This is a genomic window from Exiguobacterium sibiricum 7-3, from assembly GCF_000620865.1.
Taxonomy (GTDB): domain Bacteria; phylum Bacillota; class Bacilli; order Exiguobacteriales; family Exiguobacteriaceae; genus Exiguobacterium_A; species Exiguobacterium_A sibiricum_A.
This window is the reverse complement of record NZ_KK211190.1, coordinates 1,634,573-1,654,004: the sequence shown is the minus strand read 5'-3', so window position 1 is coordinate 1,654,004 and position 19,432 is coordinate 1,634,573. Positions and strand designations below refer to the sequence as shown.

Genomic DNA, 19,432 nt, shown 5'->3' with positions numbered 1-19,432 from the left:
GCATCAGACAGTCAGCTCAATCGTCAGCCCTTCCGGATCCAGAAAGACACTTTCATAATACCCGTCTCCTGTCAGACGGGGACCATCGAGGCGAGTGTAGCCGTCTTGTTCGAGTCGGTTCGTCAACTGATCGACGGCGAACCGGCTGCCGAGTGAAAAGGCAATATGCGCATAACCAAATCGGTCGCGCGGTGCCTCGTGGTCGATATCCGTCCGGTGCATCAACTCAAGCCGGGCTCCTGATTTAAAGTGCAGGAAATAAGACGAAAAACCTTTTGTCGGATTATGGTACAACGCATTGGCTTGAGCATCAAAGTACGTTTCGTAAAAGGTTCTCATTTGTTCAAGATCCTTAACCCAGAGGGCGATATGTTCAATTTTCATGAGAGCAAACTCCTTTTCTGAAGAATTAGGAAGCGCGGGACAACGCCCGTTTGGCAAGAACACGATTGAGACGTTCGGAACAGAGCAGCAGGAACAAAATCATCAGGAATCCTGTCACCGGGAACAGCTTCAGCGTCAAGAGCGAAGCGAGGACACCGAACAAGGGCGGTAAAAACGTACTGCCGCTGTAAGCGAACGCCATCTGAATCCCCATCAAGCGTTTTGCTGCATCCCGTCCGAACCGGACCGGTGTCTCATGTAACATCGCCGGGTAAATCGGAGCGAGTCCAAGTCCAATCAAGATGAAACCGGTAAACATCAAACCATCCAGTGGGAGGAAAAACAACAGACTGCCGACTAAGGCAGTTCCTTGTCCGGTCCGGATCAACTGACGGTTCGTTAAACGGAGCGATAAGAAACCACTTAAAAATCGCCCGACTGTAATACTGCCGTAATAGACGGAAATCCAGGTCGCGGCCGTCTGAACCGAAAACGACTTTACTTGGACGAGATAACTGCTGCCCCATAAACCAATCAAGGCTTCCGCGCCGCAATAGAGGACAAATGAAGCGAGTGCGAACGGCAGACCAACCAATCGTTTGGACGCAGTATCAGTTAACGACAAATCGTCCGGTACGTCCGAAACAGCGACCGGTGCCTGTCTCCAAAGCGGTAGACTGAGAAGGAGCACGAGGGCAAGTCCAAACTGGGTCAAGGCGACGGTCAAATACCCGCTGCGCCAGTCACCGGATTCACTCATCATCGCCGCCATGATCAACGGACCGGTCGTTGCGCCAACGCCCCAAAAACAATGCAGCCAGTTCATATGATGGGCTTTGTAGCGGGTCGCGACAAAATGATTGAGGGCAGCATCGACGACGCCGGCTCCGAGTCCAAGCGGAATCGAGAGCAGAAACAGCCAGATCAACGACGGAGCGAAATAAAAACCGAGCAGGCTACTCGCTGTGATCGCGGCACAAAACGCTGTAACATGACTCGTCTCAAACCGGTTGAGAATCTTACCGCTGAACAGGCTCGAGATAATCGTTCCGCCGGCAATCGTCATGAACAACCAACCGGCGACTTCGAGATCGGCACCGAATTCCGTCCGCATGACGGGCCAGGCGACGCCGAGCAAGGAGTCCGGTAATCCTAAACTGATGAAGGCAAGATAGATGATGCTGAGTAACAAGATACCACTCATGAAGATGTCCTCCTGTTCGCTGATAAAGGTTGTTCGGTCAGAAGCTGCAAGCCGAGTCTAGTCAAACCGTTCAGATAATCGGTTTCCCAGTTACTCCGGATCAAAAGCGGGATATGCGCTTCCGGGATATACTCGGCTGTCTTGATTCGGATCTGTTCCAGATCGTGTTCCGTCAGTTCTTCCCCGTTAAAGATCAACAGATGCGGATTCAGCGTCGCAGCGAACGTCGTCGTCAAGCGGCTGATGGCATCAATCGTCTGGGTGTCCAAGGCGGTTTGCCGCTTAGCGATCGCCTGTCCGAATGTTTTCTTGTCGTATTGCGGGACGACGGAAATTTCACCGGCAAAATGACTGCTGCCGCGGACGAGCTGTCCGTTGATTAAAATCCCGGAACCGGGACCATTTTTCCCTAAGTACAAATAGATCAATGACTGTTGACTGCGCTGATGTGCTTCGTGAAATCCGATCACAGCCGCATTCATGTCATTTTCGACAACGACCGGTAGCCGGAACTCGGATTCAAGCGTCTGTTTCAGATTGACTTGTTGCAGGGACGGATAATCCGGTGCAAAAAAGACCTGTCCGTTTTCGACGGATGCCGCGACGCCGACACTCAAAAAGCTGATACGCGGATTCTGTTCAAGTAATCGGTGAATCAAGCGGATTAAAGCCGGAACGTGCGGTTGATTTTTTTCGACCGGTTCCGTGCCAAACGATAGGTTTGTCCCGATCGCATCGAAGATCTGAAAGCCGATCGCATCGAGTTCAAGGTAGAGGGCAAGTCCCTCGGCGTATTCCGCCCGGTACTGGTATTGTTTCGCTGGACGTCCGCCATTCGAAAGCTCCGATACCTGTTCGTCGATTTCACCGTGTGCGATCAAGAGATCCAAATGCTTTTTGACCGTCGGAAAACTGGCCGACAACATACGACTCAGTTCAGGAATCGTCCGGATTCTTTGAAACAGGATCGCTTGCCGGAGTTGTCTTACTAAATCGGTATTGGTTCCAGCCATAGGTAGTCTCCTTTCTACTTTTTAAAATATTTTAATAAGTGGTCGAATTGAGTGTAGCAAGCGGAGAGAAAAATGGCAAATGCTTTTGAAACGATCGGACAACCAACTGATTCTTTTTGAACACAATGAGGGTGGCAGACTTGTGATCTGCCACCCTCGTGTGTAGAAAATGATTTTTGCTTCGCCTTACCATCTATCATCGCGTAAGCGGCGTCATATCGTCCGGTAACGTGAGGGCAGTCAATAGGGCAAGCTCCTTTTCGCGGTAATCCGTATAAGAACTGACGTCTTGAAGATCGGCATCGACGTAAGCCGGATGGACCATGATTTCGACCGAATCGGCATCGAGTGAACGCAATTCCTCCCACAAATCCAGATAAATCCCTGCGCCATAAAAACCGGTATACAACGTTTTGGTCAGCGCATGTTCGGGATGGTCTTCAAGTGTTGAAACAAATCGGACCGGGACATCGTAACGACGCGCCAATTCTAACACGACCTCCTGCAACGGTTCCCAGCCGTGGATGTGGTGGTGGCTGTCGATATGATGCAGCGGCAGACCAGTTGCCAAAAAAGCATCGATTTGGGCAGACCATTCCGTCAAGACATCCTCTGCTGCCGGTGGGGTCTGTTCCGTGTACTGGTTTGTAAAGCGGAACTGACCGGACGCATCTGTTAATGTCGTGGTGGTCGTCGTCAGTGGTCGTCCGTAAGACAGCACAAGGTGAACCCCGACCTTCAGTTCCGGGAATCGTTTCGCTTGTTGCACGGCATAGGGGACGACCCGTCCATTCATCATCATCGTCGTTGCATGCACGATTCCGCTTTGATGTGCTTGAATGATGCCGTCTGTTATGCCCTGTGTTAATCCGAAATCATCGGCATTGATGAGAATGTTCATAAGGCGTCACCCGCAGCATAATGCCGTTCGATGACGAAGTTCGTCTTGTCGCCTCTGAAATAAGAGCGGGAATATTCGATTGGCTGTCCGTCCTTGTTCTCGGCAACGGTTTCAATATAAAAACACGGCATGCCGAGCTCACAATCCAAATGGGCACTGATGCGTTCATCTGCCAACGTGATTTCTAGGGATTCGGTCGTTTTGGCGACGGAAATCGAAAACGTTTCTCGCAGTGTCGTGTAGAGAGAATGTTCCGATTGTTTTTTTGTGATGCCTGGCGCAATGTGCCAGGGGATATAGGAAATTTCATATTGTGTGGGTTCGTCATTGGCCCGGCGAATCCGCTCGATCCGTTGAATCGGATCATTGAGCGTGACATGCAATTTTGCGACGATTGCAGCATTTGCCGGAACGACTGTTAAATCGACGGCTGCAACATGCCCTCGTTTGCCTTGGACGGCAAGTTGTTCGGTATAGGTGTCCGGTGTATCGGATAAGGTTTGGCGTACTTTTTGATCGGCGACGAACGTCCCTTTCCCTTGCTGACGAATCAAGTACCCTTCGAGGGTCAGTTGATTCAAGGCAGCACGAACTGTCGTCCGGCTGACATCAAAGTCTTCACAAAGCTCATATTCGGTCGGTAATTGCTGACCGGCTTGATAGAGTCCCGATTTGATGCGATCTAACAATTCTTCTTTGATATAAGAATGTAGCGATTGGTTGGTTTCCATGACGAACCTTCCTTCACGAGTTTTCTTTTATTGTACCGATAACAAACAACTGAATGCAAATGTTATAACAAATTGAATGTATTTGTATTAATACATTTTAAATTTGTATTTACATTTGTTCTTTTTGTATGATACATTACAATCAAGAAAAAGAGGAAGCGGTTACAAAAAAACGGGAGGTTGTTATCATGGGTATCAAAGTCGTCATCATCGGAGGTGGATCAAGTTATACACCTGAATTAATCGAAGGGTTCATCAAACGGTATGAATCCTTTCCGGTTTCTGAAATCGTCTTATGTGACATTGAATCCGGAACAGACAAGTTGGACATCATTACCCGGCTTGCGGAGCGGATGCTGCGCCGGTCCGGCTTGCCAATTCGTTTAAGCGCCACCTTGAATCGGCGCCACGCACTGGAAGGAGCAGACTTCGTATCCACACAAATCCGCGTCGGGGGGTTGGAGGCACGGGCACTCGATGAACGGATTCCTTTGAAACACGGTTTTATCGGTCAGGAAACGAATGGCGCGGGCGGGATTTTCAAAGCATTCCGGACGATTCCCGTCCTGCTCGAGCTGTCGAAAGAGATGCACGAAATCTGTCCCAATGCTTGGCTGATTAACTTTACGAATCCAGCCGGCATCGTGACGGAAGCGTTATTGAAGCACGGTCCGCATCAGAAAGTCATCGGCGTCTGCAACATTCCGTTTAACATGCGGAACTCGACTGCCGAAGTCTTACACGTCGATGTCAAGCGCGTCTCGATCGAGTTTATCGGTTTAAACCATTTCGTCTTTGGACGCCGGGTTTTTGTCGACGGAAGCGACCGAACAGAAGAGGTGATGCAGCGACTGATGTCGAAACAGCTTGATTTTTCACCGGCGAATATCGTCAGTCTTGGTTGGTCCGATGCCTTCTTGCAAGCCGTCAACATGTTGCCAAATCCCTACCACCAGTACTATTTCCAAACCGCCGAGACACTCGAGAAGGACCTCGCCACCTACAACACGAACGGCACACGAGCCGAGATTGTCCAGGAAGTCGAACGGACATTGTTCGAAGCCTATCAGGATGAACAGTTGGACGAAAAACCGGCTGAACTCGAATTACGCGGTGGCGCGTATTACAGTGATGCTGCCTGCTATTTGATGGATTCGATTCACAATAACCGAGGAGACATCCAGACCGTCAATACATTAAACCGTGGGGCGATTTCCGACTTACCGGTCGATGCCGTCATCGAAGTCAACGCCGTCATTACGAAAGAAGGTCCGCTCCCGATCGCGGTCGGACCATTACCATTATCCGTCAAAGGATTGATTCTGCAGATGAAGCAGATGGAAGAACTGACGATTCAAGCCGCGTTAAGCGGATCAACCAAAGACGCTTACTTAGCCTTTTTGATGAATCCATTGATTCAAGATGAAAAGCGGGCGCAACCGCTACTCGAGGAGATGTTGCTTGCGCACGCAGCATGGTTACCACAATTTCAATCCAAGGAGGCGCAACGGACATGAATAAATTCATTGAAATCGCAGGAAGAATCGGGGCCCAACGCCATCTCGTCGCGATACGGGATGGATTCGTCGCCATTATGCCCCTGATCATCGTCGGGTCTCTCGCGATACTAATCAATAACTTTCCCGCCATCGGCAGTCTTGATTTCGTCGGTTGGATGAACGGGCTGTTTGGAGAAGGAAACTGGCAGGGGTTAGGGGGGAACATCTGGAACGGATCGTTTGCAGTTTTAGGATTGCTGGTGGCTTTTTCGATCGCCTACAGCCTGGCTAAAAGTTACGATGTCGACCCGTTGTCGGCAGGGCTGATTTCCGTCGCCTCCTATATCATTCTCGTTCCGGTCACGAAAGACTGGGGACTCAGTTTTGCCTGGCTCGGCGCGCAAGGACTATTCGTTGCCATCATTCTTTCTCTTTTGACGACCGAGCTGTTTCGCATCTTACTGAAGACACGGTTGACGATCTCGATGCCGGATGGGGTTCCGGATGGTGTCGTCCGCTCGTTCCAAGCATTGATTCCGGCAACGTTGATTTTGATCCTCGTCGGCGGATTCCAATTATTCATGACACTTGCCATTGAATCGAGCCTGTTTGAAGTCATCTTCAACAGTATCCAAAAACCGTTACAAGGGTTTGGAGACACACTTCCGGCTGCGATTGCGATTGCCTTTTTAAACCATATCCTCTGGTTCTTCGGCTTACATGGAACAAACATCATCGGAGCCGTCATCGAACCGATTTATCTGCCATTGATTCAGCAGAACCTGGAAGCATTCCAGGGCGGAACTTCTGCTTACGACGTCCCAAATACGGTGACGAAACCTTTCCTCGACTCCTTCGTATTCATAGGGGGTTCCGGTACGACGCTGGCTCTTCTCTTTGCCATTTTCTTTGTCATCCGTGAACAGAAAAATCATCCCTACCGCGAAGTCGCCAAGTTATCGACACCCGCTGGATTGTTTAATATCAACGAACCGGTGATTTTCGGCTTACCAATCGTCTTGAACCCGATCATGTTGATTCCATTCATCTTGGTACCGGTCACATTAACAATCGTGTCCTATGTCGCGTTGTCGACCGGACTGGTTCCAAAAACCGTCGCGATTTTACCATGGACGACACCGCCTTTAATCAGCGGCTATCTCGTGACAGGCGGGAGTTGGCGCGGAATCGCACTACAAGTCGTCAACTTGGCGCTTGCGACAGCGATTTATGTCCCGTTCGTCGCAGCAGGTGTCCGGGCGATGAAAAAACAAACAGAAGGGAAGATGGCAAGCTGATGACAGAAGAACTGCAAATCCTATCGTTTACGATGATTCTTCATGCAGGTAATGCCCGTTCGGCAGCAATGGAATCCATTCAGGCTGCTAAAAAAGGAGACCTCTCGTTAGCACAAACCAAACTGGAAGAAGCCAATCAAGAAAGTCTACAGGCGCATCGTGCCCAAACGACCTTACTGCAGGACGAAGCAAAAGGGCTTGAAACACCGTTATCGATTCTATTGATTCATGCCCAAGACCATTTGATGACAGCGATGACCGTCAGAGATTTAGCATCTGAGATGGTCGAACTGTATACGCGACTCACACGACTGGAGGAAAAATCATGAATATTTTACTCGTTTGCTCGGCCGGTATGTCGACATCCATCTTAGTTCGGAAAATGCGTGAACAAGCTGAGGCACAAGCTCTTGATGTGACGATCGAAGCCATTCCTGAAAGTGAATTATCGCATCATTTGGATCAGACGGATGTGATTTTAATCGGACCACAAGTCCGGTATTTAGAAACAAAGATTCGCCAAGTAGCAGAACCAAAAGGGGTTCGCGTCGCGATCATCAATCAGATGGCCTATGGTCTGATGAAAGGGGACTTGGTCCTCGAACAGGCACAAGCACTACTGACTGAAGCATAATTTTAACGGCGTTAGCAATTAGACTGGGTTTGACCTACCTGTCGATTTGCTAACGTATTTTTTTGTGAAATAAACGCATTACAAATACGTATAGGTGAGTGCTTCAAGTTTGTTGGGAAATTAAAGCGAATAACGTTTAACTATTTCATCGTTCAACAAATCACCAGCGTCATGCATATCAATAAAGTAAGGTATCTGCCATTTTTGAGTTGCTATTGCTTGTTTACTAGTTGGTGTATCCCAGCTCGGATATACGCGTATCGCCATCTTCCCTTTTGTTGAATCAGATGCAAGGATATTTTGTTTAAGAAGCACTTCTTTTGGAAAAATAAATTGCCCGAATTCAGTATCATTTTTAAAAGTCGTGATGACTAATAAATCAGAGGCTTCATCATATGGATAGGGCTGATTCTTATTGTTGTTGTCTTTTTCCCAAAAAACAACAAACTGCCCTAGTTTTGTAGGCGTTACATGTGCTACCCGAAAACGAACTGTTTTGGAAAATATTTTAAAAGTTCCAGCACCATAGTTCGAATTTTGTGGTTCTTCTTGAACCATATCTAATGGTAAACGATTTGGTTCATAAATGATTTTATTTACATAATTCAATATTTCAAAAAAATCCTGCACTTTTAAGTTCACCTCTAAACGGATTTGAGTAGTCTGTAGTTAGTATAGAGTTACATATCATGAATCATGTTTGAATTTATTATAAAATAACGTTTCAAGTATAAAGGAGATTATCGATGAGACTTTCTAAAACGAATTCAAAAAAAGAAATACCGACTTTCGGGCGGAGGTTTCCGGGACGATTGATGCTCTTTGTTGGAATGCGTTTTGCATTTCCATGCTGTCCTGTCGGAACTGTGAGGTGAAAGCGATTCTTAAAAAGCGACATAAAAAGGTTGTTCTTCTTGGTTTAAGATGTTTATGATTCTTTCCATTAAATATGTTCATTTTTATAGCAAATGAACATGTTTAACAGGAAAATGAACGCATTAAACATAGTCAAATGCGCTAGACATACTCAAAATCATGCAAAATGAGTATGTTTAGCGATAAATGAGTTAGTTTATGATTCGTCGTCCATCTTGTCAGTTATTAAAAGGATGTTGCTTTTCAAAACATCATAAGATTGGCGACAACAGGCGCGAAATACTTTCCTTAAAGCGGATCATCCGCGGACGGGCGGCATATTTTTCCCGGGTCAGCAAGGCACTGTCGGCAACATCGGACAAAAAGAGCAGCTCCAGTTCTTCCGCAATCGTCGCATCGTACAAAATTGCATTCATCTCGAAATTTAACCGGAAACTGCGGGCGTCGATGTTCGTCGTCCCGACCGATGCGATCTTCCCGTCGACGACAATTGTCTTCGCATGCATGAAGCCAATCTCATACGTGTAGACTTCAGCCCCATGTTGAATCAATTCGCCGACCGCCGCATATGTCGCCCAGTAGACAAACGGATGATCCGGCTGGTTCGGAATCATGATTTTGAGGGAGACACCGGAAGCCAAGGCAATCTGGCAGGCATCCATGAAGCTGGCATCGGGAATAAAGTAGGGCGACTGGATGTAGATTGATTTTTCCGCCGTGTGGATCATCTGAATCAGCATGTTTTTCAAGTATTCCGTCTCCGACGTTGGACCGGACGTCACGATTTGAACCGGCACTCGGTCCGTCGCGACTTCAAGCGGCGGAATCGGGGCAGTCGACCAGTCCGTCCGCTCGTTGCTTGCGGCGTCCCAGTCCTGTTCAAAATAGAACTCGAGTTCTTCGACGACGGGGCCGAGGACCCGGAGGTGTGTATCCCGCCAGTAGCCGAACTGTTCGTCTTCTCCGAGGTATTCCGATCCGACGTTAAAGCCGCCGATATACCCGATTTGCCGGTCGATCGTACAGAGTTTCCGGTGATTCCGGTTGTTGATCCGCAGGTTTAAGATACCGAGCGGCGAAGAGAAGAAGGAGCGGACTTCACCGCCGTCTTGTTTGAACGTCGCGAAGTCCTTCGCTTTTAGTTTCCACGAGCCGACGGCGTCATACAGAATACGGACTTTGACGCCACGTTTTGCCTGTTCGAACAAAGCGTTCAGTAGACGGTCGCCGAGCGGATCGCGTTTTAAAATGAAGTATTGAATGTTGATTTCGACTTGGGCACTCTGTATGTCAGCGAGCAACGTATCAAATTTTTGATGACCGTCGAACAGCGTCCGGACATCGGTTGCTTCCGTCAACAGGGCTCCTGACGAGCGATTCGCTTGAATCAACTTCCGATACGGGTAAAGCGGTGCTTCGCGGGAGACTTCGTCGTTTGCTTGCACCAAAAGCTCTTCTTCGCGCGCCAACCGGCGTGCTTCCGGGACGTGATAAAACGTCTCTTGTTTCAACGACCGGCCAAACAATAAGTAAATCAAAAAGCCGATGACAGGTAAGAAAAAGAGAATCATCAGCCAGGCCCAGGTTGCACTGACGTCACGCCGTTCGAAAAACAGGATGGCGATTGCCGCAGCGACGTTAGCAAATAGGACAACATAGAGCAAAACCGGCAAGATTAGGGTATAGTCCATCAATACGAACACCTCGTTTTCAGAAAGAATGACTTCGATGGGAGGGAAGACAGCATGTTTTCGGAATGGATCCGGTTCATCTCGAGTATCTTGTTCATCCCGATTTCGGATGATTTGTTGGTCATCCGCCAAATCAGTAGCTGGTTACGCCAGGATCAAGCACTCATCCTGATTTTTTTATCCGTCTGGTCCGCTTGTTTCGTGTGTTTTAATCTGTTTTACGGCATTCCCCGTATTTTTCGCGAACTTCCCTTCTTTCAAAAGTTATTGACCAATAAACATCTTGCGAAAGCCGAAGTGATTCTGCAGGAGAAAGGAACGGTCGCCATTGCCATGTCGTTTTTTCTGCCGGGTGTCCGGCGTCCGATTCATTACATGGCAGGACTGCTCGCCTATCCGTTTCGACCCTACGTGCTCGTGACGCTAGCCGGAACCGGCGTCTATGCGTTGCTCTGGACGATTCTCGTTAATCGTCTCGGCGTCTATGGTCTGTTGAATCGGTTTTCGACATGGTGGGCGACCCATGGCGGTGTCATCTTGTTGCCCGGACTAGTAATCCTTTCTTGCTTGTTAGGTTGGATCTTCCGGGACACGATCCGGAACTGGTTTGTCCGTCCGTAACGCCATTTTCCGAAGTTGCGCGAGTTTAATGATGTTGAGCACCGTGACCTTCGCGACGGCGTAAAACGGGACGGCCAGCAACATACCGAGAATTCCCGCCAGTTGCCCGGCGACGAGCAGGACGACCGTAATCGTAATCGGATGTACCTTCAAGGATTTTCCCTGAACGAGCGGGGAGATGACATTAGCATCAAGTTGCTGGACGATCGTGATGCCGATGATGACATATAAGCCTTTGATTGGTTCATCCAAGAAGCCGATCAAGACAGCCGGCGCAGCGCCAAGGAACGGTCCGAGGTACGGGATGATATTCGTCGCGAAGATGAACAGACCAAGCGGTAAGAAGTACGGGACATCAAGCCACCATAGGACAAGTGTCGCGAGACTCCCGACGAATGTACAGACGATCAGTTGCGCCCGGACGTAAGAGCGGATCGTCCCGTTCATGTCTTTTAAAATCAGCAGGGCTTCCTTGCGGTAACTGATCGGGATGAACTGGACCAGCGCATTCGGTAATTTTTTTCCGTCGACCAACATGAAGACGTATAAAAAAAGTGCGATGAATAACGTGAAAACGGTCGAGGCAATCAACTGAATCAGCCAAAGCACAGAGCCGGCAATCGAGGAAAAGACGTTCCCGAGGAGTGTAGTCGCGCTTTTCATCGAACTTTCGACCGATGAAAACTGGCTCTCGAGTGACGGAATCGACGTCCCGTATTTGGCATAAAGCGACAGGGATTGTGTGTACAGACGTTCAGCAAAACCGGGTACGGCACTGATGAACGCAAAAAGCTGTTTCGTGATCAGCGGGAATAACGTCAAAAGAAATACGATGATGAGCGCAAGCAACAAAATCAAGACGATGAAAATTGCCAGTTTGCGCGAACGCAGACGACGTTCGAGTGAATCGACGAAACCGACGGAGAGGTAAAATAAAATCCCGGCGATGATGAACGGGGTGAAAATCGTCGTAAACAGGACGAGTAACGGGTAAAAGAGAAAGTCGACCTGTCGTGCCATATAGATGATGCCAAGGACAAGCAGGATGAACAGACCGATACGAAAGGAACGATTGGAAATCAATCCGGACAAGGCAATCTCCTCCCTCGAAAATAAGTGGCATGTTGTATCCTTTCCCCGAAATTGCTGAAAATAGCGTGAAAATTCTGAAAGATATGTGCTTTTTCACATTTAAATGTTATTTGCTTAAAAAATGGGGTAATCATAAACTAACTTCGATTCATTGTTCAGAGATGTGTCATGCTGTCATCGTTTAGCAGACCTGATAGCCACTTCCGTTATGGGAGGTGAAGCGGTTGGCGCAAGTAAAAGATCCGGTCATCGAAGACCGGTTGTTGCAACGTTCCATCTTTAGTTCTCTTTTCTTATCGGTGTTTGGCATTGCCGCCGGATTCCTTCTTTCTTCCTCATTTGTTCTGTTTGACGGACTTTATGCCTTGCTGAGTGTCGTCTTAAGTGTTTTTTCGCTTCGAGGTGGTCGGTTCATCACCGTCAAGGATGATGTCCACTTCCCGTTTGGCAAAGAATCATTGGAACCCATTCTTGTTTTCTTTCAATATCTCATCGTCTTTCTCCTACTTATTTACGCATTTGTCGCTGCCATCGACACGATTCGGTCGGGTGGTGATCCGGTCGAACTGGGATTTGTCATCGGCTATCTGACAATCAGTGCCTTGATTGCGCTTGTCGTATACCGCCACCTGAAGCAACTCAATCGGTCCGCACGTTCGATTTTAGCGACAGCGGAAGTCGAACAGTGGCGTCTGACCGTCATCATGGGAATCGGTGCAGTCGCCGGTTACGGAATCGCTGGAATTGCGACTTGGTTGTCTTTTGAAAACGTCGCCCGGTACGTCGATCCGGTCATGCTGATGCTGATCGTCTTGTTTCTGATTCGTTATCCGGTCAAGGAGATGGTTCAAGCGATGCGGGAAATGCTTGGGATGTCGACGAGTGAACGGTTGATGATTGACATCAAACAGAGTGTCGCCAAAATCGTCGATGAATACGAAGTCGACGATATGTACCTCCGGATTTCCAAAACAGGCAGTCTGATTTTCATCGAAATTGATCTGATTGTCGCCAAAAACTACCGCTACGATTCGATTCTGGAACAAGATTTGATACGTGAACAAATCGACGCGGCACTTGAATGGTTGCCGCAAACCAAGTGGCTCACCGTCGCGTTTACGGCTAATCGTAAATGGGCGGAATGAATAGGAGGGACTCCGATGTCAACGACACGACTGATCCAAGAATTCATGGAACTGGTTAAAATCGACTCCGTATCTTATGCGGAAGGTCCGTTTCAACAGGACTTGATCGGGCGTTTTCAGGCGCTTGGTCTGACCATCGACGAAGATGCGACGAAAGAAAAGACGGGACTGGGCGCCAATAACTTCGTTGCTCGGCTCGACGGAGACACGTCGATCGAACCGGTCTTTTTCTCGTCACATATGGATACGGTGTCTCCCGGTCAAGGCATTCATCCGCTTGAACGGGACGGACGGATTCAGTCCGATCAAACGACGATCCTTGGCGCGGACGATAAGGCCGGAATCGCTATCATGCTGGAGTTGGTCAAACGTTTAAAAGAACAGCAGATTCGGCACGGTCCGATCGAATTTATCCTGACAGCCGGAGAAGAAGTCGGGCTCCTTGGTGCCAAGGCGGTCGATATGTCGATGCTGCAGGCGAAATTTGGTTACGTCCTCGATAACGGCGGACCGGTCGGCGGCATTATCACGACGAGCCCGTCGATGTATCGCTTGGATATCCGTCTGACCGGTCGCGCTGCCCATGCCGGACTTGAGCCGGAAAAAGGGATTTCGGCGATTGAAGTCGCGGCCCAAGCGATCAGCCGGATGAAACTGGGGCGAATCGATCACGAAACGACGGCGAACATCGGTCAGGTGAAGGGTGGGACGGCGATGAATGTCGTCATGGAACACCTCGAGCTCGTCGCGGAAGTCCGCTCGTTTAATCATCAAAAGTGTCTCGATCAGGTCGAAGCAATCGAAACGATTTTAAACGAGGAGGTGACACGATTCGGCGCTAAACTCGACTTCAAGGCGACACCGCTCATCACCGGCTATCATTTTGAAGACGACCATCCGTTGCTCGCACATGCCAAACACTGTCTGGAAACCATCGGTCGTCCTGCCCGGTTTGAACGGAGTGGTGGTGGCACGGATGCTAACGTTTTTAATGAACAAGGCAAAGTCGTCGTCAATGTGTCGATCGGTTATGAAGAGATTCATACGGTCGAAGAATATATTCCAATCACCGAATTCGAACAAGCCGTCGTTTTTGCCTTGGAACTGGTCCGGCAGATGCCGTCCTTCCCAGATCCGTCAGCGTAAGGGGGCCGGGTGATGAAACTGTTTCGTGAAACCGTTTTGATTATCCTGGCAATTTTTGTCCTCGCTGCCGGCATCAATCTCTTTTTAGGACCACATCATGTCGCAGCGGGCGGAGTCACCGGAATCGGGATTCTGCTGGAAGAAGTGTTGGGTATTGACCGTTCGATTGTCGTCTTGGTTCTCAATCTGTTGATGTTATTGTTTGCCTTCGTGTTTTTGGGCAAAGAAGTCTTCTTAAAGTCCGTTCTCGGCAGTCTGATGTTGCCTCTTGCACTAGGAATCATTCCGGAAACGATGATTGTCTCCGACCGCTTCTTCTCGGTCGCCTTTGGCAGTGTGCTGTTTGCGATCGGTGTCGCTACGCTTTATTGGTTCGGAGCGTCAAGCGGCGGGACGACGATTCCACCGTTGATTTTTCATAAATACTTTAAGCTGAATACGTCCGTCGGCTATTTTTTGACCGATGCGACGATTGTCGTCTTTAACATCTTCGTCTTTGGTCTGGAAGAGTTTTTGTTTGCTGTCGCCTCGATCGTCATCACGACGTTTGTGATGGGCTATATCGAAATCGGGCTTGAACGGAAAAAAGCGATCTTCGTCACGAGTGAGTTGCATGCGGACGAGATCCGCAATTACCTGTTGACGTCGCTTGACCGGGGGATGACTGTTTTCACTGTTGAAGGCGGCTACTCGGGAGAACAGAAAAAAATGCTGATGGTCGTCATGAAACGTTCCGAATATGCCGCTGTCATCCGAGCAATCCATCAAATTGACCGCGGTTCCTTCATCATCGTCTACAATGTCGCCGACGTTCATGGTCTCGGGTTTAACTACCAACCGGTCGTCTAAAAGGGAGGAACACGTATGCAACCGATTATTGCCTTTACGATCATCATGCTCATCTGGACGGTCAGCGATTATATCTCGAAAAAAACAAAGGCCTTATTATCTTCCTTATTTGTTGCTTCCATCATCTTCTTGATCGGATTCAAGACCAACCTGTTCCCGGAAGATCTCCTGCCGACATCAGCTTTGCTGCCACTCGGACAGACCGTCGTCGGGATGATCATCGTCCATCTCGGAACGCTCATCAGTCTCGATGAATTTAAACGGCAGTGGAAAACGTTTCTGATCGGGGTTTCAGCGGTGATCGGGATCAGTGTATTACTCTTTACGATCGGCCGGCTGTTCCTTGATACGAATTACGTCCTCAGCGCGATTGCCGCGGTCAGCGGTGGGACGATTTCCGTCATCATCGTCCAGGAACAAGCGCTCAACGCCGGATTGATCTCGGTCGCTGTCTTTCCGGTCTTGATTGCCGCCTTACAAGGGCTGATTGGTTTTCCACTGACGTCGGTCATTCTGCGCAAGGAAGCGTTGCGGATTCGTGACGGAGTCCGGGATGGCAGCATCACGAAAAAAGCAGCAATCGATCCGGCGGAATCATCCGATAAACAAACGATATTGCCGGAACCGTTTCAAACGACGGCCGGAACGTTGTTTGTCGTCGGTGTCGTCGTCATCGTCTCGTCCTTCCTCAGTGGTTTGACGAACGGCTGGCTCAATACGTTTGTCATTGCCTTATTACTCGGGATTGCTTTACGGGCGACCGGCGTCTTGAAACCAAACGTCTTGAACGGAATTGATGCTTACGGTCTGATGATGCTTGCGATTTTACTGATTATCTTCGGACCACTCGCAACGACGTCATTTGCGGATCTCGTCGAACTGTTTGTGCCACTGTTGATCGCCTTCATCCTTGGTGTACTCGGGATCGTGTTGTTCGCGATGCTTGCCGGGAAATTCCTCGGTTATTCGTACCCGATGGCGATCGCAATCGGTTTGACGTCACTATATGGTTTTCCCGGTACATTGATTCTCAGTCAGGAAGCAGCTAAAAATATCGGAGAGACGGAAGACGAGGTCCAGATCATTGAAGATGAGATTTTACCGAAGATGGTCGTTGCCGGCTTCTCGACGGTCACGATCACATCCGTCTTTATCACCGGGATTTTAGCGTCATTCATTTATTAAAGGGGGCATTATCATGGGACTTGGAGAAGATATCAAACGGTTAAAGGAATTTGACGGGTCGACGCATGTCTTGTCGGTGTATCTGAGCACGGCACCGGATAAGCGGAATCAGTGGGAGACGATTCTTCGTAATGAAAAGAAACACCTGTTGACGGAACAGGATGATAAAAAGGCTGTCGAAGCGGTTTTTACGAAACTGGAACAAGCCGTCAACAATCAGCGGACGGATTTACTGCGGAGTATCGTCGCTTTTGTCTCAAGTGATGATTCGCTCCATGAAGTCTATTTGCTCCAGCTCGATGTAACGGATGAAATCAGTTATTACGCTAAACCAAATCTTAATCAACTCGAAGTACTGGACCAACAATTCCCTCGGACCGGTATCGTTTTGACGCATCTTGATTCCGCGACCGTTCTTGACGTCCGCCTCGGCGAAGTGGACGCGGCGCACGAGTATGAACTGGATCTCGATACCGGTCAATGGCGTCGGTACCAGGGACGGAGCGGGCGGAGCGGCGCTTCAAGCAGCAATCAGACGGACGATTTCCGCGATCGGGTCGAACAGCAGGCAGAACGGTTTTACCGGGAATTATCGGGAGAGGTCGAAAAATTAAACCGGTCGCTCGGTTGGGAGCAGATCATCGTCATCGGCGAACGGTCGCAAGCGAACTTCCTCGAGCAGGCCTTAACGACCAAACCAAAACAGGTCATTCATAAAAATTTGTCGCAATCGAGTCAAGAACAGATTCTCAAGCAGGTATTTTGAGCGTCAACGTCTAAAGTATAGCTTTAGACGTTACATAAGGAGTGACGAAACATGTTCATGCACCATATTACCAATCAATTAAGTTTGAAATTAATCGAACGCCAGGACGCCGACGCGCTGTATGCGTTGATTGACGCGAACCGGGACCACTTGCGCCAATGGCTCGGCTGGGTCGACGGAGCGACGGGACCCGACATCTACCGGAACGAAATCATTCCGGCCTGGTTGACGGACTATGCGAACGGCAACGGCTTTGCCTGCGGGATCTATTTTGAGGGCGAACTCGTCGGGACGATTGCCTTACACGAAATCAATCAGATGTTACGGCAAACGTCGATCGGGTATTATTTGACCGGGAACGGGCGCAGCAAAGGATTGATGACGACTGTCGTCGCATTTATCACAGACTATTGTTTTACGACATTACAACTGAACCGGGTCGTCATTGAATGCGCGGTCGGCAATACACGAAGCCGGAAGATACCGGAACGTTTAGGTTTTCAGCAGGAAGGAATCCTTCGGGATGCGGAAAAGTTATATGACACGTATCATGATGTTGCCGTTTACGCGATGCTTGCACGGGATTGGTCACACGATTTCATTGGGGCCGAACTGCAGACAGACAACCGTTCGAACTGAAACAAAGGGGGATTGACGATGATTCAATTTGAAAAAATGTCGGAAACGGCATATGCAGCATATCTACCGGGAGCGATCAAAGAATATGCCGAGGAGAAGGTCAAGGCCGGGACATGGGCAGAAGTCGAAGCCGTTGACCGCTCGGCAGCGGAGTACGGTCAATTATTACCGGACGGGATTCACACGAAACAGCATTATCTATTTTCGATTTTGGACGACACCGAACAGCCACCCGTCGGCATGATCTGGTTTCAATTAAGTGAATCGACGCACGGTCGAACCGCCTTTATCTTTGATTTCAAAATCGAAGAAGATCATCAAGGGAAAGGGTATGGACGGCAAGCGATCGAGATGCTTGAACAGGTCGCCCGGCGGATGAACATTAAAAAAATCAAATTACACGTCTTTGCTCATAACACCCGGGCGATTCATCTTTATGAAACGACCGGATTCGTTACGACGGATTTACATATGACGAAAACATTGAACTGACACACAAAACACCTCGGTTGTTCCAAGCGGACAACCGAGGTGTTTTACTGTCTTCAGCGCCAGGTCTGAAGGGTGTTGGCGAACTGGATATCGGTTTCGAGTTCACCGTTGATATGTGTCGACGTAAAGTCATTTCCAGCCAGCCAGTCCTTAAAGTCAAACTCGACCGGTTGTTGGTCGCCTCCTAAAGCGAACCAGACTTTCATGTCGGACGGGAAATAGGCCGATGTATGAATCGTTCCTGCCCAGTGACTGTACAGGTCGGAGAAAACTCCTTTATCGGAATCGTTCAACAGCCGGAACGCCGATTCTGCATCTTGGATCATGTGCTGGTGAGTCTTCAGCTCCATCATCCGCCGTTTCGAGTCGTCGAGGTGGAACCGGTTTTCATGTTGCAGCAAATCAAAATGATTCGTACAGAGATTCGTCTCCCGGACTTCGATGTCACGGGCTGTCGCCTCGATGACGAATGAGCGGTTTGACCGGTCATGGACGACATAACTGAACGATCCGCGGTGCGGCATCTCCTTGACGAGCGAAATCGCGTCATCGACGGAAGTACACATCTCGAGGATGATCCGTCCGATCATGAAACTGACGAAGCCGTCACCGGGCCGGCGGCGGTTGATGAAATTGTAGCCCATCGCGAGACCATGTTCGTTCATCCCGTCCATCCGTCCCGTGACGCGGGACGCCGGTCCTATGATGGCGGAACCGCCGTCGGTCGGTTGGAAGACAGAAAACCGTCCGTCGTATGTCATCGGATGATAATCGTAGTTGCGGACGAGGAAATTATCGCCGGTCATGATCGAACAGCCACTTTTTGGTCCTTCAACCCGGTAATGACCAAAGTGGAGCAATGTATCGGCGAGTGATAATTGCAGTTCATCCTGTAAGCCAAGTAATTCGTCCCAGATGTGCGGGGCATAGCGTAAGAACATTTCTTTCGTTTCGACGGGATCGACCTGAAAACGCGGAACCCGGATCTTCCAGTTGTCTTCGCGGTTATGAAGCAGTTCATTTCGTTTGACGTAGCGCCCCTGTTCGCGGCCGAATTCATAGTGTGTTCCACGGAACTGCGTGATTTCGTTTGAGACAGACTGCACAGCGTTCACTCCTTTGGTTTCTGTATGATTCTGATTATATCGAATCCGTCATCTACTGTCGTAAACAAGGGCTCAGTACAACACATCCGGATGATGAAAAATGAAAAAAGACTGAATCATTTGCTTAATTGACCGATAAACAGGTGGGAGGGGTCTACCT

21 protein-coding genes are annotated in these 19,432 nt (G+C 49.0%); 12 read left to right on the top strand and 9 right to left on the bottom strand.

Features of this window, described 5'->3' with window-relative positions; genetic code table 11:
- Positions 1–3 precede the first annotated feature (3 nt).
- The 5 genes from P402_RS0109505 to P402_RS0109485 form a co-directional block, all read right to left on the bottom strand.
- Positions 4–384, bottom strand: coding sequence for a VOC family protein (locus P402_RS0109505; protein WP_026828463.1), 381 nt, complete (start codon positions 382–384; stop codon positions 4–6).
- Positions 385–409: 25 nt separating this feature from the next.
- Positions 410–1,588, bottom strand: a complete 1,179-nt coding sequence (locus tag P402_RS0109500) for an MFS transporter (RefSeq protein ID WP_026828462.1) — start codon at positions 1,586–1,588, stop codon at positions 410–412.
- The gene (locus P402_RS0109495; RefSeq protein ID WP_026828461.1) at positions 1,585–2,601 is read right to left on the bottom strand and encodes an ROK family transcriptional regulator; all 1,017 of its coding nucleotides are present in this window, start codon (positions 2,599–2,601) and stop codon (positions 1,585–1,587) included. The genes P402_RS0109500 and P402_RS0109495 overlap by 4 nt, the downstream gene beginning before the upstream one ends.
- 196 nt (positions 2,602–2,797) lie before the next feature.
- Positions 2,798–3,502 carry a chitin disaccharide deacetylase gene (chbG, locus tag P402_RS0109490; protein ID WP_026828460.1) on the bottom strand — a complete coding sequence of 235 codons (705 nt, stop codon included), beginning with the start codon at positions 3,500–3,502 and terminating at the stop codon, positions 2,798–2,800.
- Positions 3,499–4,233 carry a GntR family transcriptional regulator gene (locus tag P402_RS0109485; RefSeq protein ID WP_026828459.1) on the bottom strand — a complete coding sequence of 245 codons (735 nt, stop codon included), beginning with the start codon at positions 4,231–4,233 and terminating at the stop codon, positions 3,499–3,501. Before P402_RS0109485 ends, chbG begins: the two co-directional genes overlap by 4 nt.
- 188 nt (positions 4,234–4,421) lie before the next feature.
- Between P402_RS0109485 and P402_RS0109480 the strand changes: the two genes are divergently transcribed.
- The 4 genes from P402_RS0109480 to P402_RS0109465 are packed head-to-tail and all read left to right on the top strand — an operon-like array spanning position 4,422 to position 7,664.
- Positions 4,422–5,750 (top strand): 6-phospho-beta-glucosidase, encoded by a 1,329-nt coding sequence (locus tag P402_RS0109480; protein ID WP_026828458.1) that lies wholly within the window; start codon positions 4,422–4,424, stop codon positions 5,748–5,750.
- The gene (locus tag P402_RS0109475; RefSeq protein ID WP_026828457.1) at positions 5,747–7,030 is read left to right on the top strand and encodes a PTS sugar transporter subunit IIC; all 1,284 of its coding nucleotides are present in this window, start codon (positions 5,747–5,749) and stop codon (positions 7,028–7,030) included. Before P402_RS0109480 ends, P402_RS0109475 begins: the two co-directional genes overlap by 4 nt.
- Positions 7,030–7,359, top strand: a complete 330-nt coding sequence (locus P402_RS0109470) for a PTS lactose/cellobiose transporter subunit IIA (RefSeq protein WP_034769897.1) — start codon at positions 7,030–7,032, stop codon at positions 7,357–7,359. Before P402_RS0109475 ends, P402_RS0109470 begins: the two co-directional genes overlap by 1 nt.
- Positions 7,356–7,664 carry a PTS sugar transporter subunit IIB gene (locus tag P402_RS0109465; protein WP_026828455.1) on the top strand — a complete coding sequence of 103 codons (309 nt, stop codon included), beginning with the start codon at positions 7,356–7,358 and terminating at the stop codon, positions 7,662–7,664. The genes P402_RS0109470 and P402_RS0109465 overlap by 4 nt, the downstream gene beginning before the upstream one ends.
- Positions 7,665–7,784: 120 nt before the next feature.
- Here P402_RS0109465 and P402_RS0109460 read toward each other — a convergent pair whose 3' ends face one another.
- Together P402_RS0109460 and cls are read right to left on the bottom strand one after the other, a co-directional pair.
- The gene (locus tag P402_RS0109460; RefSeq protein WP_026828454.1) at positions 7,785–8,294 is read right to left on the bottom strand and encodes a MepB family protein; all 510 of its coding nucleotides are present in this window, start codon (positions 8,292–8,294) and stop codon (positions 7,785–7,787) included.
- A gap of 497 nt (positions 8,295–8,791) precedes the next feature.
- Positions 8,792–10,231, bottom strand: coding sequence for a cardiolipin synthase (gene cls, locus P402_RS0109450; RefSeq protein ID WP_026828453.1), 1,440 nt, complete (start codon positions 10,229–10,231; stop codon positions 8,792–8,794).
- Positions 10,232–10,285: 54 nt separating this feature from the next.
- On the opposite strand from cls, the gene P402_RS0109445 reads away from it, so the two are divergent.
- Positions 10,286–10,852, top strand: coding sequence for a DedA family protein (locus tag P402_RS0109445; RefSeq protein WP_026828452.1), 567 nt, complete (start codon positions 10,286–10,288; stop codon positions 10,850–10,852).
- Here the strand turns inward: P402_RS0109445 and P402_RS0109440 are convergent.
- On the bottom strand, positions 10,802–11,944 hold the full coding sequence (locus P402_RS0109440; protein ID WP_026828451.1) for an AI-2E family transporter: 1,143 nt from the start codon (positions 11,942–11,944) through the stop codon (positions 10,802–10,804). The two genes, P402_RS0109445 and P402_RS0109440, sit on opposite strands and share 51 nt — an antisense overlap.
- Positions 11,945–12,168: 224 nt before the next feature.
- Between P402_RS0109440 and P402_RS0109435 the strand changes: the two genes are divergently transcribed.
- The 7 genes from P402_RS0109435 to P402_RS0109405 are packed head-to-tail and all read left to right on the top strand — an operon-like array spanning position 12,169 to position 18,166.
- Positions 12,169–13,089, top strand: a complete 921-nt coding sequence (locus P402_RS0109435) for a cation transporter (RefSeq protein ID WP_026828450.1) — start codon at positions 12,169–12,171, stop codon at positions 13,087–13,089.
- A 15-nt stretch (positions 13,090–13,104) separates the two neighbouring features.
- Positions 13,105–14,235: a M20/M25/M40 family metallo-hydrolase gene (locus tag P402_RS0109430; RefSeq protein ID WP_026828449.1), complete on the top strand. Its 1,131-nt coding sequence runs from the start codon at positions 13,105–13,107 to the stop codon at positions 14,233–14,235.
- A gap of 12 nt (positions 14,236–14,247) precedes the next feature.
- On the top strand, positions 14,248–15,084 hold the full coding sequence (locus P402_RS0109425) for a YitT family protein (protein WP_026828448.1): 837 nt from the start codon (positions 14,248–14,250) through the stop codon (positions 15,082–15,084).
- Positions 15,085–15,099: 15 nt separating this feature from the next.
- Positions 15,100–16,269 (top strand): hypothetical protein, encoded by a 1,170-nt coding sequence (locus tag P402_RS0109420; RefSeq protein ID WP_026828447.1) that lies wholly within the window; start codon positions 15,100–15,102, stop codon positions 16,267–16,269.
- A gap of 13 nt (positions 16,270–16,282) precedes the next feature.
- Positions 16,283–17,035, top strand: a complete 753-nt coding sequence (locus P402_RS0109415) for a VLRF1 family aeRF1-type release factor (protein WP_026828446.1) — start codon at positions 16,283–16,285, stop codon at positions 17,033–17,035.
- Between the two features lie 51 nt (positions 17,036–17,086).
- Entirely contained in the window at positions 17,087–17,674 is a 588-nt protein-coding gene (locus P402_RS0109410; protein WP_026828445.1) for a GNAT family N-acetyltransferase, read from the top strand.
- Positions 17,675–17,692: 18 nt separating this feature from the next.
- Positions 17,693–18,166: a GNAT family N-acetyltransferase gene (locus tag P402_RS0109405; RefSeq protein ID WP_026828444.1), complete on the top strand. Its 474-nt coding sequence runs from the start codon at positions 17,693–17,695 to the stop codon at positions 18,164–18,166.
- 53 nt (positions 18,167–18,219) lie between these two features.
- Here the strand turns inward: P402_RS0109405 and P402_RS0109400 are convergent, their stop codons facing one another.
- Entirely contained in the window at positions 18,220–19,272 is a 1,053-nt protein-coding gene (locus P402_RS0109400) for a C45 family autoproteolytic acyltransferase/hydolase (RefSeq protein WP_026828443.1), read from the bottom strand.
- Positions 19,273–19,432: the final 160 nt, after the last annotated feature.